The sequence below is a fragment of the Flavobacterium terrae genome, from assembly GCF_900142035.1.
Taxonomy (GTDB): Bacteria; Bacteroidota; Bacteroidia; order Flavobacteriales; family Flavobacteriaceae; genus Flavobacterium; species Flavobacterium terrae.
In genome coordinates this window covers 14265-29262 of record NZ_FQZI01000001.1, presented here as the reverse complement: position 1 = coordinate 29262, position 14998 = coordinate 14265, and the positions used below count along the sequence as shown (strand labels likewise).

The following is a 14998-nucleotide window of genomic DNA, read 5'->3' as shown; positions in this document are numbered from 1 at the left end:
CGCGCTACATGGTAGCTTGCTTCAATCCCTAATGCAAATGAATACTAAAGAAAAATACTCACAGTTAATTAAATCCGAAGCTTTACGCCTTGGGTTTCTTTCTTGTGGTATTTCTAAAGCTGGTTTTCTAGAGGAAGAAGCACCTAGGCTTGAAAATTGGCTTAATAAAAACATGCACGGCCAAATGTCGTACATGGAAAACCATTTCGACAAGCGACTCGATCCTACATTATTAGTGGATGGTGCTAAAAGTGTTATTTCTCTTTTGTTAAGTTACTATCCTTCAGAAATTCAAAATGAGGATTCCTATAAAATATCTAAATACGCTTACGGGCAAGATTATCACTTTGTAATCAAAGACAAACTCAAAGATTTATTGCGATTTATCCAAACTGAAATTGGAGAAGTTCAAGGAAGAGTTTTTGTTGATTCGGCGCCAGTTTTAGACAAAGCTTGGGCAGCCAAATCAGGTCTTGGGTGGATTGGTAAAAATTCAAATTTAATTACTAAACAAGTTGGTTCGTTTTACTTTATTGCCGAATTGATTATCGATCTGGAACTTGAATATGATTATGCTACAACTGACCATTGCGGTTCATGTACAGCTTGTCTAGATGCTTGCCCTACACAAGCCATTGTTTCACCGTATGTCGTTGACGGAAGTAAATGTATTTCCTATTTCACTATAGAACTTAAAGAACAGATTCCTTACGAAATGAAGGGAAAATTTGATGATTGGATGTTTGGTTGTGATGTGTGCCAGGACGTTTGTCCTTGGAACCGTTTTTCAAAACCGCATCAAGAACCTTTGTTTAATCCAAATTCTGAAATTTTATCCTACTCTAAAAAAGATTGGGAGGAAATAACCGAAGAAGTTTTTAAAGCTGTTTTTAAAAATTCAGCTGTAAAGAGAACAAAATTAGAGGGTTTAAAAAGAAATATTAGCTTTTTAAAAGATTAATCCATAAATCTTTCTTACTTCGCTTACATCTTTTAACTTTGCAAGTTCCAATTATTCTTAAAAATATGGCAGACGATAAAAAACGCAGAGAAGCTTTACTATATCATGCAAAACCACAACCGGGTAAAATAAAAGTGGTGCCTACTAAAAAGTATGCTACACAAAGAGACTTGTCTTTAGCTTATTCGCCAGGAGTAGCTGAGCCATGTATCGAAATTGCAAAAGATGTAGATAAAGTCTATAAATATACAGCAAAAGGTAATTTAGTCGCAGTAATCTCTAACGGTACTGCAGTTTTAGGTTTAGGTGACATAGGTCCCGAAGCTTCAAAACCTGTAATGGAAGGAAAAGCCTTGTTGTTTAAAATTTTCTCTGATATCGATGTGTTTGATATCGAGGTCGACGCAACAGATATTGATAAATTTGTTGACACTGTTAAGGCAATTGCTCCAACTTTTGGGGGGATTAACTTAGAGGATATTAAAGCTCCTGAATCTTTCGAAATTGAAAGACGTTTAGTAGAAGAATTGAATATTCCAGTAATGCATGATGATCAACATGGAACAGCAATTATTTCTTCAGCTGCTTTATTGAATGCATTAGAATTAGCAGAAAAAAATGTAGAGGATATTAAATTGGTAGTTTCTGGAGCAGGATCTGCAGCTTTAGCATGTGCAAATTTGTATGTTTTGTTAGGAGTTAAACCAGAGAATGTCATGATGTTTGATGTTAATGGAATGCTCACAACTTGTAGAGAAGATTTATCTGATTTACAAAAAAGATATGCAAAATCATGTGATCCCAAAACTCTAGCAGAGGCTTTAGTAGGAGCAGATATGTTTTTGGGTCTTTCGGCTGGAAACATTTTAAAACCTGAAATGTTGTTAACCATGGCAAAAAACCCTATCGTTTTTGCAATGGCAAATCCAGTTCCTGAAATAGATTATAATTTGGCCATAGCGACTCGAGAGGATATTATTATGGCAACTGGTCGTTCAGATTATCCTAATCAAGTAAATAATGTTTTAGGGTTCCCATATATTTTCCGTGGTGCACTAGATGTTCGAGCTACAAAAATTAACGAAGCAATGAAAATGGCTGCGGTAAAGGCTTTGGCATGTTTGGCAAAACAATCTGTTCCTGAACAAGTGAACATAGCTTATGGAGAAACAAAACTTAACTTCGGTCGTGATTATATCATTCCTAAACCATTTGATCCACGTTTAATTGCAGAAGTGGCACCAGCTGTTGCAAAAGCCGCAATGGAAAGTGGAGTAGCTCAAATAGAAATTACAGATTGGGATAAATACAAAGATGAGTTGTTAGAAAGATTAGGTTCCGATAACAAAATGGTTCGTTTGTTAGCCAATAGAGCTAAAACAAATCCAAAACGAATCATTTTTGCAGAGGCAGATCATTTAGATGTTTTAAAAGCAGCCCAAATAGTTCTTGAAGAAGGAATTGGAATTCCAATTTTGTTAGGTAATAGAGAAATTATTCTAGAGCTTAAAGAAGAAATAGGTTTTGATGCAGAGGTAACAATTTTAGATCCTAAAACTAAAGAAGAGGATGAACGCCGTTTGCGATATGCAGATTTATATTGGGAGTCGCGTAAACGAAGAGGAATTACTTTGTTAGATGCACAAAAATGGATGCGCGAGCGCAACTACTTTGCTGCTATGATGGTAAATAATGGAGAGGCAGACGCTTTGGTTACTGGATATTCTAGAAGTTATCCTTCAGTTGTTAAACCAATGATGGAATTAATTGGTAAAGCTCCAGGAGTGACTAGAATGGCTACTGCAAATATGATGATGACTCCTCGTGGTCCAATGTTTTTATCTGATACAGCAATCAATACAGATCCATCAGCAGATGACTTGGCTAAAATTGCATTAATGACAGCGAAAACTGTTAGAATGTTTGGAATGGAACCAGTAATCGCAATGATGTCTTTTTCTAATTTTGGTTCTTCAAATACTGAAAGCGCTTCAAAAGTAAGAGCAGCAGTAGATTATTTACATAATTATTATCCAGACTTAATAGTTGATGGAGAAATTCAAACAGACTTTGCTTTGAATCCAGAAATGCTTAAAAGTAAATTTCCATTTTCTAAATTAGCTGGTTATAAAGTAAATACTCTTGTTTTTCCTAATTTAGATGCTGCAAATATCACTTACAAAATGCTTAAGGAATTATATAAAGTTGACTCAATTGGCCCAATTATGTTGGGTATGGCTAAGCCAGTTCATATATTTCAATTGGGTGCAAGTGTTGAAGAAATGGTAAATATGGCAGCAGTTGCAGTTGTAGATGCTCAAGAAAAAGAAAAAAAGGGAAAAATAACCAAAAATTAACTTTTTAGTTTATCGATAAATCTAACAGTTAGACCGACAAAATAATTGAAATTGAAGAAAATTACTATATTTGGAGGTCAAGGAGACTAGTCATGATTGCACACATTCAAGGAAAATTAGTAGAAAAAAACCCGACAGAAGTTATAATAGACTGTAATGGAGTGGGTTATCAAATTAATATTTCCTTACATACCTTTGGCTTATTGCCAAATACTGACCAAATTAAACTGTTTACACATCTCTTAATCAAGGAAGATGGTCATACACTTTTCGGTTTTGTTGAAAAATCTGAAAGAGAAATTTTTAAATTATTAATTTCTGTTTCTGGTATAGGGGCAAATATTGCTAGAACAATGTTGTCTTCAATAGAACCTAAGCAAATAATTAACGCCATTGCCTCAGGTGATGTGTCAACGATACAGTCTATCAAAGGGATTGGTGCAAAAACTGCACAAAGAGCCATTTTAGATCTGAAAGACAAAGTGTTAAAGTTATATGATATAGAAGAAGTTTCACTTGTAGCAAACAATACAAATAGAGATGAAGCGTTATCTGCTTTAGAAGTTTTAGGATTTGTTAGAAAAGCATCTGAAAAAGTAGTAGATAAAATCGTTGCCAATACGCCTGACGCATCAGTGGAAACCATTATTAAACAAGCGCTAAAAAACTTATAATCGTTGAGACATTTAACAATATATTTTTCGAATACCTTTAAAAAGAACAGTCTAACTTTACTGTTTTTATTAATTTTTACCACTTCTTTTTCTCAAATCAATCAAGATACTGTTAAAGGATATAATACCGGAGCTTTAGATATGCCTAATCCTTCAAGTATTCTTGAGGCTTATGAATATGATCCTGTAAGTGATAGATATATCTACACTAAAACTTTTGATGGATTTAATATTGACTATCCTATTGTTTTAACACCTGAACAATACCAAAAACTTATTCAAAAAGAGGCTGTTAGAAATTATTTTCAGAAAAAATCCGATGCTGTAGATGGGAAAAAAGCGGCAAGTAAGGATGGAAAAAAAGATTTATTACCTAGATATTATATTAACTCAAGTTTTTTTGAGTCTATTTTTGGAAGTAACACTATTGATGTTAAACCAACAGGAACAGTAGAGATAGACTTTGGAGTAAGACATTCAAAGCAAGATAATCCTGCATTTTCCCCTAGAAATAGACGAACAACAACGTTTGATTTTGATCAACGTATCAGTTTAAGTTTGTTAGGACAGGTTGGGACAAGATTGAAAGTAAATGCAAATTATGATACTGAATCAACATTTGCATTTCAAAATTTAATAAAACTTGAATATACTCCTACAGAAGACGATATTCTTCAAAAAATTGAAGTGGGTAACGTAAGTATGCCTCTTAATAGTACTTTAATTAGAGGAGCGCAAAGTTTATTTGGAGTTAAGTTGCAATTGCAATTTGGAAGAACTACAGTAACAGGAGTTTTTTCAGAACAAAAGTCTCAAACTAAAACTGTTACTTCTCAAGGAGGTGGATTAATTCAGGATTTTAGTTTGTTTGGCTTGGAGTATGACTCAGATCGTCACTTTTTCTTATCACAATATTTTAGAAATCGTTATGATGAATCATTAAAGCAATACCCAATTATTGATTCAAGAGTGCAAATCACCAGAATGGAGGTTTGGGTTACTAATAGACAAAATAGAATTAATACGTCATCGGATGGTAATAATTTAAGAAATATTATAGCATTGCAAGATTTAGGAGAGTCGAGATCTTTGACCGTTCCTGACTCTCAAATTATAGGAATTGATTTGGCTGCAAATCCAAATTTTGTTCCTCCAACTGTGCCTTTTGATGCTCCTGCAGACAACGAAAACAATGGTTTTGACCCGGCAAAAATTGTTTCAGGTACTGGTAATTTGAATTCTGGGATAAGAGAAGTGGCGACTGCAGGTCAAGGATTTACAGGATTAGCAACAGCTCCAACAGAAGGTGTTGATTATTCTAAATTAGAGAATGCTCGTAAGTTAACTTCAAATGAATATACGTACCACCCTCAATTGGGTTATATTTCACTTAATCAGAGATTAGCAAACGATGAGGTTTTAGCAGTAGCTTATCAATATACAATTGCTGATCAAGTTTATCAAGTTGGAGAATTTGGTAATGATGGAGTTGATGCTACTAACACGAGTACTGGAGCGCCAACAACTCAAGCATTAATTCTTAAAATGTTAAAAGGGAATTTAACAAATGTAGACAAACCAGTTTGGAATTTGATGATGAAAAATATTTATCAAATCCCAGGAGCCTATCAATTATCCTCTGAGGATTTTAAATTAAATATTTTATATACAGATCCTTCTCCATTAAATTACATATCACCTGTTGCAGGAACTCCATTCCCAACTAATCCATCTGTTGAAAATGAAGTTGAAAGTACTCCTCTATTGAGAGTTTTTAATTTAGATAGATTAAATCCAACAAACGATCCTCAAAATAGAGGTGATGGTTTCTTTGACTTCTTGCCTGGGTTAACAGTAGATACTCAAAACGCTAGAATTATATTTACAACAGTAGAACCTTTTGGTAAACTATTGTTTGAAAAATTAAGAAATAGTGCTGCAGAAAATTATGATGGAAATCCATTAACAAGTGATTATAATGATAATCAAAAAAAGTATGTATTTAAAAACTTATACCGTAAAACTCAGGCATTAGCTCTTCAAGATAGTGATAAAAACAAATTTCAACTAAGAGGAAAATTTAAATCTTCTGGTGGCGAAGGAATTTCATTGGGTTCTGCTAATGTGCCAAGAGGTTCAGTAGTAGTTACAGCTGGAGGTAGAGTTTTACAGGAAGGAGTAGATTACACCGTAAATTATCAAGCGGGTAGAGTTCAAATTTTAGATCCATCATTGCAAGCATCTGGAATTCCTATTGAAGTTTCTGTTGAGAACAACTCTGTGTTTGGTCAACAGACAAGACGTTTTATGGGTGTTAATATAGAACATAAATTTTCTGATAAATTCCAAGTAGGTGCAACTTTCCTAAAAATGACAGAAAGACCATTTACTCAAAAAACGAACTATGGTCAAGAATCTGTTAATAATTTAATATATGGTGCTAATGTGAATTATTCTACAGAAGTACCATTGTTTACAAGATTAATTAACAAATTACCAAATATAGATACAGATGTTCCTTCTAATTTATCTTTTAGAGGGGAATTTGCAATTTTAAAACCAGGGACACCTAAGACAGATAAATTTGAAGGTGAAGCTACGGTTTATGTTGATGATTTTGAAGGCTCTCAGTCTACTATTGATATGAAATCATCTTTAGCATGGACATTGTCTAGTGTGCCTAAGGGTTTTGGTGGAGAACTACCGGAGAATGATTTAAATTACGGAAATAAAAGAGCTAAATTGTCTTGGTATACAATAGATCCAGTCTTTTATACGAACCAAAGACCTTCTGGATTAAATGATAATGATTTTTCTAGAAATGATACACGCCGCGTATATATTAACGAAATATTCCCTAATACAAATATTGCCGCAGGACAAACAACTGTTGTGACAACATTGGATATGACTTACTATCCAACTGAAAGGGGGCCGTATAATTTTAATCCATCTTCAGTAAATAATGTTTTGCCAAATCCACAAGATAACTTTGGAGGAATAATGCGTTCAATAAATTCTACAAATTTTGAGCAATCAAATGTAGAATATATTCAACTTTGGGTTCTTGATCCATATCATGGAACTGCTTCAGATGCTAATCCAGCGAATGTAGGTAAACTTACTTTCAATTTAGGGGAAATTTCTGAAGATATATTAAAAGACGGTAGAAAATTATATGAAAATGGACTTCCTGCTGGTGGTTCAAATCCAAACATTATAGACACTAACTGGGGGAAAGTACCAGCAGCTCAATCCTTGATTTATGCTTTTGATACTAATGAAGCAAATAGAACTCAACAAGATTTAGGTTTAAACGGTTTGACAGATGCAGAAGAGGCTGCTAAGTTCCCTGCATTTGCTGGTGATCCAGATCCAGCACAAGATAATTACCAGTACTTTTTAAATGCTAGTGGTCCAGTTATTGACAGGTATAAAAAATACAATGGATTACAAGGGAACTCGCCAGTAAATGTGTCTGACAGCAATAGAGGTTCGTCAACTAATCCAGATGTAGAGGATATTAATAGAGATAACACTATGAATACTATTGAGGCTTATTATAAATTCTCAATAGATATTAAACCAGGAATGGTTGTTGGAGATCAATATGTTTCAGATGTTAGAGAAACCCAGGTAACGTTAGATAATGGTAATACTACTCAAGCGAGATGGATTCAATTTAAAATTCCAATTCTCGAGGCTACAGCAGCAAACATTGAAGGAGGTATTTCAGATTTTAGATCTATTCGCTTTATGAGAATGTTTATGTCTGGTTTTACCGAAAAAATGACATTAAGGTTGGGTTCTTTAGATCTTGTTAGAGGAGAGTGGAGAAGAGTAAATACTTCTTTACAACCTACAGTTGATAATGATCCTTCTGATGATCCAACTGGGTTTGATGTTTTGGCAGTTAATTTGGAAGAAAATAGTTCTAGAAGTCCTATCCCTTATGTAATGCCACCAGGAGTTCAGCGTGAGCAATTATATAATAATAATTCGGTTGTAAATCAAAATGAACAATCATTATCATTAAGAGTTTACGATAAAAATAATCCACAGTCAGGGACACAAGGACTTGAGCCAGGTGATGCAAGAGCAACATTTAAAAATGTTAGTGTTGATATGCGTCAGTACAACAAATTAAAAATGTTCTTGCATGCAGAATCATTACCAACACCACCAGAGACATCACCTGTTCAGTCTGATCAAATGTCTGCTTTTATTCGTTTTGGAAATGACTTTACAGAGAACTTTTATCAGGTAGAAATTCCATTAAAAATAACTTCGCAAACTGCCAGAACAGCAGAGGAAATTTGGCCAGAATCCAATGAGATAGATTTAAAGACATCATTGCTTACTGCATTAAAAGTACTAAAAGTTCAAGGAGCATTATCGGCAGATCCTGAAGGTATTTCGTATTTAGATGAAGATGATCCACGTTTAGATCCATCGGCTTCAAGTAAACCTAATAAATTGAGATTGGGTATAAAAGGAAATCCAAATTTTGGTTTTGTGAGAACTTTAATGGTTGGAGTTAAAAATAATAGTTCAGGATATGTTAGAGGTGAAGTTTGGTTCAATGAACTTCGTTTGGCAGATGTTGATAATGAAGGAGGAAAAGCAGCTATAGCGAGCTTAGATACAAATTTAGCAGACTTTATGACCCTTTCAGCTACTGGAAGAATGAATACAATAGGATTTGGTGGTATCGAAGAAAGTCCTAATGAAAGAAGTCGTGAAGAAGCACAGCAATATGATATTGTTACTAATGTTAACTTAGGTAAGCTTTTACCCAAAAAATGGGGAATTAATTTGCCATTTAATTATGCTGTAGGTGAAGAAATTATAACTCCTGAGTATGATCCACTTTATCAAGATATCAGGTTAAAGCAATTGTTAGATGTTACGACAGATGAAGCTAAAAAAGACGAAATTAAAAATAGAGCTGAGGATTTTACTAAAAGAACTAGTATCAATTTCATTGGAGTTAAAAAGGATAGAGCCCCTGAACAAAAGCAACATTTTTATGATCCAGAAAATTTAACTCTTTCGTACTCGTTTAATGAATTGCATCACAGAGATTTTGAAATAGAGGCATTGCTTGATCAACAAGTAAGAACTTCAGCAGACTATGCTTATACATTTAAGCCTAAAACTGTTGAGCCATTCAAGAAAAATCAATTCTTGAAAAAAAGCGCATATTGGAAAATGTTAAGTGATTTCAACTTTAATTTTTTACCAAATAATGTCAATTTTAGTTCAACGATTTTGCGTCAGTTTAACAAACAGCAATTTCGTTTAGTCGATGATGTTCAAGGAATTCCAATTAGTCCATTGTATAAAAGAAACTTCATGTTTAATTATAACTACGGATTCAATTTTAATCTAACAAAATCACTTCGATTAAATTATACTGCAGCTACAGGAAATATAGTTCGTAATTATTTTGATGAAGAAAACAATCCTAGAACAGATTTTACTATTTGGGATGATTATTGGAATATTGGAACACCAAATCAACATAATCAGCAACTGACGGTTAATTATGAATTACCTATTAATAAAATTCCAGTATTATCATTCATAAAATCAGATTATACTTATACTGGAGATTATTCATGGACAAGAGCTTCAATACAAGCACAAAATTTTAATGGATATAATTTAGGGAATACTATTCAAAATGCTAATTCGCATAAATTAAATACTTCTTTCAATATGTCTACATTGTATAAGTATATTGGATTAGTAAAAAGAAGTGAGAGGGTTCAAAAATCAAAACAGCCAGTAACACCTCCTGTAGCACCTAAACCTGGAGAAAAAGTTGTGGCGAAACCTAAGACAAAAGTTGCGCAACCAAATATCTGGATTGATGGATTAATTGGATTAGCTACTAGTATTAAAAACGTTCAAATTAATTATAATGAAACTAACGGGACAATGCTTCCTGGGTATATGCCATCAATAGGTTTCTTGGGGTCTTCTCGACCTTCTGTAGGATTTGTTTTTGGTTTGCAAGATGATGTTCGTTTTGAAGCAGCTCGCAATGGATGGTTAACAAATTATCCAGAGTTTAATCAAAATTTCACGCAAATAAATAATAAACAAATTACGGGTACAGCTAATTTAGAACCTTTCCCTGATTTGAAAATTGATTTAACTGCTGATAGAACTAAAGCTGCAAATTTCTCTGAACAGTTTGACGCTGTTAATAATCAGTATACTTCGCACTCGCCGTATAATACTGGAAATTTTTCTATTTCGACAGTAATGATCGGAACTTCTTTTCAAAAAAGTGATGAAACATCTTTTGCAGCATTTCAAGCATTTAGAGGTAATAGAATTATTATTGCTAATAGGTTAGCTGTTCAAAGAGGTATCGATATAAATGACCCTGCTAACTTAGATGCTGATGGCTATCCTAAAGGTTATGGAAAAAATAGTCAACAAGTATTATTGCCAGCATTTTTAGCTACATATACTAGCGATTTTAGAAATGCGTCTAAAGTTCCACTAACACCATTCAGAAGCTTTCCAATTCCGAACTGGAATGTAAAATATACTGGCTTGATGAGGTATAAATTCTTTAAAGATAGATTTAAGCGTTTTTCTTTGCAACATGCATACAAAGCAGCTTACACTTTGAATTCATATCGTTCGAATTTCGAATATGATAAAGATCCTAATTCACTTGATGCAGGAGGCAATTATCAAAGTAAGATTTTAATTTCAAATGCAAATTTAACAGAACAGTTTAGTCCATTAATTCGATTAGATTTTGAAATGAAGAGTTCTATTAAAGTTCTTGCCGAGATGAAAAAAGACAGAACTTTATCGATGAGTTTCGATAATAATTTGATGACAGAATTGTCTGGTATCGAATATATATTTGGACTTGGGTATAGAATAAAAGATGTGAAAATTAGATCTAGACTAGCTGAAAATGCTCTAGGCTTAATTAAGAGTGATGTGAATATTCGTGCAGATGTATCTCTTAGAAATAATAAAACAATTGTTAGAAACCTTGACTATGATAATAATCAATTAGGTGGAGGACAAAAAATCATTTCAGGTAAACTTACTGCTGATTATGCCTTTAGTAAAAATTTAACGACACTATTCTTTTTCGACTACTCATTCTCAAAAACTGTAATATCTACGTCTTTCCCTATAACGAATATTCGTTCAGGATTTACACTTAGATATAATTTTGGAAATTAATCTTAAAAAAGAATTAATTATTGTTGTAATAATTTTACTTTTGTTTGAAATTAAAATACTAATAAAATGAACATACCAACTAATTTAAAGTACACTAAAGATCACGAATGGGTTAGCATTGAAGGAGATATTGCTACAGTAGGAATTACAGATTTTGCTCAAAAAGAATTGGGTGATATTGTATATGTTGAAGTGGATACTTTAGATCAAACATTAAGTAAAGATGAAGTTTTTGGTACTGTTGAGGCAGTAAAAACAGTTTCAGATTTATTTTTACCTCTTTCGGGAGAAATAGTTGAATTTAATGATGAATTAGAATCAAATCCAGAAGTGGTTAATTCTGATCCATATGGAGCTGCATGGATGATTAAAGTAAAAATTTCTGATGCTTCAGAAATAGATTCTTTGCTTTCAAGTGAGGACTATAAAGCACTTATTGGCGCCTAATAAATATACGTTTTGGGTTGCGGTCTTTTGGACAACTATAATTGTTTTTCTTAGCTTTAAAACACCAAGTTCTGAACCAAAATTGTATTTCGAAAATGCAGATAAAATTGTGCATTTTACATTCTATTTTGGTTTTGTTTTCTTATGGTTTAGATTTCTCCTTTTTCAAAAAAATGGAATATTTAGAAACTTATTTGTTTTGGTTTTAATAGCTATTTTTTTAGGTGTTTTGATTGAGATATTACAAGGTTTATTAACCACAACTAGACAGCCAGATGTGTGGGATGCAGTTGCAAATAGCTTTGGAGCTTTAATGGGGGCAATTGTTTCCTATAAAATTGTTTATAAGAGCTAGACTAAATCAAATCGCTTTCAAATAAAATTAAAAAAACATCCCACTTCGGTGGGATTTTTCTATTTTTATAACCTTATAATTATGTTATGAATATTAAGCAATATTTAGATTCTACTTACTTAAAAACTGCAGAGCAAGCGGGTTTGTCTGAAAAAGATAATACCAAGGTTGTAGAAGGGTTTATTCAAGAAGCAATTGAAGAAGGATTTAAGCTTATAATGATTCGTCCTGATAAAGTTTTACTAGCTCATCAGATGATTACAAAAGCTAAATCAGATGTTTTGGTTGGAACTGTAATCGATTTTCCAGATGGAACTTCAGAATTTGATGTTAAGATCCAAGAAGCTCAATCTGCAATTAATAATGGAGTTGATGAGTTAGATTATGTGATAAACTATAGAGCTTTTCAAAAAGGAGAAATAAATTTGGTTAAAAACGAAATTATTGAATGTACAAAACTTGGACTATCTAATAAAAAAGTGGTTAAGTTTATTATTGAAGTAGCAGCGCTTACTGATCAACAAATAATACAAATTTCCGCTTTGATTAAAAATACTATAATTAGTAACTTTAAGGAAAATGATTATCAAAATGTGTTTGTGAAGTCTTCAACTGGATTTTTCAAAACAGAAAACGGATTGCCAAATGGAGCTACTGTACATACAATAAAAATGATGCTTGAAAATTCATGTCCTTTGCCTGTTAAAGCTGCTGGAGGAGTGCGTACTATTGAAGAGGCTATCGAGATGATAAAATTAGGGGTGAAGCGAATAGGTACTTCGTCTGCAAAAGCAATTTCTCAAGGAGAAATTTCAAATGATAATTATTAGACTACATGAAAAAAATCTTTCTTCTTATATTTTTTGTTGGCCAAATAGCTTTTTCTCAAGTAAGTAATCAGGAAAAGTTTCCTGTTTTTTCTGCTTGTGAAAGTACTTTCGATAAAGATTTGGAAACTTGTTTTTATAATCAAATACAAGATTTTGTTTTTCAAAATTTTCAAGTTCCAGAAGTAGCAAAACAAAATAATTTCAAGGGGAGAGTAATTACTCTTTTTGAAGTAGATACTGCTGGTGTTTTTAAGGTTTTATATGTAGATGCACTTTATCCTGAATTAATAACAGAAACAAAAAGAGTGTTTTTGGCAATGCCAAAAATAAAGCCAGCAACATATAACGGAGTGCCAACTTATGCAAAATATACTATAAATATTGCAATACCTTTAAAGAGCACTGCTGATATTGATGAAGAAAAAAGAATGGAGATAGAAAGAAAGGAAAACGATCCTAAGTTTCTAGCAAATAAAGTTCATCCTGAATACGATCAAGTATCAATAAATTATAAAGAATTTAAAAATCCTAATTTTTCTAGTAATCTAAATATTCCGTTTTCACATAATTATTACTCTCAATTTGATCAACAAATCAATCAAATTGGGACAAATAATCACACTGGTTCTAAGCCTTATACTTATAATGAGGTGGCAAAGTACTATGATTTTAATGAAGCTTACAATCAAATAAAATTAAATAAGCAAAGTTGGGTTGGAAGAAAACTTTTTGATGAAAACATGGTTGCTATTCAAGGTGAAGATTATTGGTTCACAATTAATCCGGTTTTTGATCTTCGTTTAGGAAAAAGCAATCCTACTAAAGAAGATTATACTTTTGTGAATACGAGAGCAATTAATATTCAAGGAGGTTTAGGAAGTCAGCTAAATTTTACTACAACAATCTATGAGAGTCAAGGAGTGTTTGCTGATTACTATAATAGATATGCTGTTTCAATAAAACCATCAGGAGGTAATCCAGCTATTGTTCCAGGCATAGGTCCAGCAAAAGAATTTAAAGAGACTAAATTTGATTTCCCTTCGGCTGATGCCAATATTACTTTTAAACCTAGTAGGTTTTTTGATTTTCAGTTAGGTTATAGTAGAAATTTTATTGGTGATGGATATCGTTCATTGCTGGAAGGTGATGGTGCAAGTCCGTATCCGTTTTTTAAAATAAATACTACTTTTTGGAAAATTAAGTACACTAATACTTATATGTGGTTAAAAGATGTTAGGTCTGATGTAACTGCAGATAGAACTTATGCAACGAAGTACATGGCTAACCATTATTTGAGTTGGAATGTTTCTAAAAGGTTGAATATAGGTTTTTTTGAATCAGTTGTTTGGTCTAATCAAAACGAGAGAGGATTTGATGTGAATTTTGTTAATCCAATTATTTTTTATCGTTCTGTAGAGTTTGCTTCGTCATCAAGAAGTGGAAATGCTGTTTTGGGTGTTACTTCAAAATATAAATGGAACAATTTTATTAATTTTTATGGCCAATTTTTGTTAGATGAGTTTGCAGTTGGAGATATGAAGGCAGGAGAAAGAAGTTGGCGTAATAAATTTGGTTATCAATTAGGGGCTAAATATTATAATGCTTTTGGTGTAAAAAGACTTTATTTACAAGCTGAATACAATCATGTAAGACCTTATGTTTACGCTCATAGTAATCCTTTAACAAATTATGGGCATAATAATCAAAGTATGGGTCATATTTGGGGTTCAAACTTTAGAGAAATTACAGCCATTGCACGATACAATAAAAAAAGATTATTTGGTGAGTTAAAAGTTAGTGCAGGAGTAAGAGGATTTGATATTGACACTCCAGACCCTAATGATGTTGAAGCAAATTATGGGTCTAATATTTATTTGAGTTACGAAGATAATCGTCCATACGATAAAGGGGTGACTATTGGTCAGGGAAATAAAGCTAATATCGTAATTGCTGATTTTCAAGCAGGATACTTATTGAATCCGTCAACAAATATGAAGTTGTTTGGAAATTTCATATATCGAAAATTTACTCCTCAAGTTGATACTCAAAATGTTTTTAAAGAAAATACAACTTGGTTCTCTGTAGGTTTACGATCTGATTTGTTTAATTGGTACTTTGATTATTAATTGTATTAAATAATAAGTTTAACA

Annotated in this window: 8 protein-coding genes; all 8 read left to right on the top strand. The window is 32.7% G+C overall.

What is annotated here, in order from left to right; all coding sequences use genetic code 11:
- Window positions 1-37: 37 nt before the first annotated feature.
- The 8 genes from queG to BUC09_RS00090 all read left to right on the top strand — a co-directional run bounded on the left by queG (window position 38) and on the right by BUC09_RS00090 (window position 14974).
- Window positions 38-961, top strand: a complete 924-nt coding sequence (gene queG / locus BUC09_RS00125) for a tRNA epoxyqueuosine(34) reductase QueG (protein WP_084127087.1) — start codon at window positions 38-40, stop codon at window positions 959-961.
- A 65-nt stretch (window positions 962-1026) separates the two neighbouring features.
- Window positions 1027-3318, top strand: coding sequence for an NADP-dependent malic enzyme (locus BUC09_RS00120; RefSeq protein WP_073307498.1), 2292 nt, complete (start codon window positions 1027-1029; stop codon window positions 3316-3318).
- Window positions 3319-3410: 92 nt separating this feature from the next.
- Window positions 3411-3992, top strand: a complete 582-nt coding sequence (gene ruvA, locus BUC09_RS00115; protein WP_073307496.1) for a Holliday junction branch migration protein RuvA — start codon at window positions 3411-3413, stop codon at window positions 3990-3992.
- 3 nt (window positions 3993-3995) lie between these two features.
- Window positions 3996-11216 carry a T9SS outer membrane translocon Sov/SprA gene (gene sov / locus BUC09_RS00110; RefSeq protein ID WP_073307494.1) on the top strand — a complete coding sequence of 2407 codons (7221 nt, stop codon included), beginning with the start codon at window positions 3996-3998 and terminating at the stop codon, window positions 11214-11216.
- Between the two features lie 66 nt (window positions 11217-11282).
- Entirely contained in the window at window positions 11283-11663 is a 381-nt protein-coding gene (gene gcvH, locus BUC09_RS00105) for a glycine cleavage system protein GcvH (protein WP_073307492.1), read from the top strand.
- Entirely contained in the window at window positions 11653-12018 is a 366-nt protein-coding gene (locus BUC09_RS00100) for a VanZ family protein (protein WP_200778466.1), read from the top strand. The genes gcvH and BUC09_RS00100 overlap by 11 nt, the downstream gene beginning before the upstream one ends.
- Before the next feature lie 86 nt (window positions 12019-12104).
- Complete coding sequence (gene deoC / locus BUC09_RS00095) at window positions 12105-12848, top strand: deoxyribose-phosphate aldolase (RefSeq protein ID WP_073307490.1); 744 nt, start codon at window positions 12105-12107, stop codon at window positions 12846-12848.
- Between the two features lie 5 nt (window positions 12849-12853).
- Window positions 12854-14974, top strand: a complete 2121-nt coding sequence (locus BUC09_RS00090; RefSeq protein WP_073307488.1) for an energy transducer TonB — start codon at window positions 12854-12856, stop codon at window positions 14972-14974.
- Window positions 14975-14998 lie beyond the last annotated feature (24 nt).

What these genes read in the sequence shown, in the direction of transcription:
- queG (WP_084127087.1), top strand. Translation starts at nt 38, where the DNA reads ATGAATACTAAAGAAAAATACTCACAGTTAATTAAATCCGAAGCTTTA.
- BUC09_RS00120 (WP_073307498.1), top strand. Translation starts at nt 1,027, where the DNA reads ATGGCAGACGATAAAAAACGCAGAGAAGCTTTACTATATCATGCAAAA.
- ruvA (WP_073307496.1), top strand. Translation starts at nt 3,411, where the DNA reads ATGATTGCACACATTCAAGGAAAATTAGTAGAAAAAAACCCGACAGAA.
- gcvH (WP_073307492.1), top strand. Translation starts at nt 11,283, where the DNA reads ATGAACATACCAACTAATTTAAAGTACACTAAAGATCACGAATGGGTT.
- deoC (WP_073307490.1), top strand. Translation starts at nt 12,105, where the DNA reads ATGAATATTAAGCAATATTTAGATTCTACTTACTTAAAAACTGCAGAG.
- BUC09_RS00090 (WP_073307488.1), top strand. Translation starts at nt 12,854, where the DNA reads ATGAAAAAAATCTTTCTTCTTATATTTTTTGTTGGCCAAATAGCTTTT.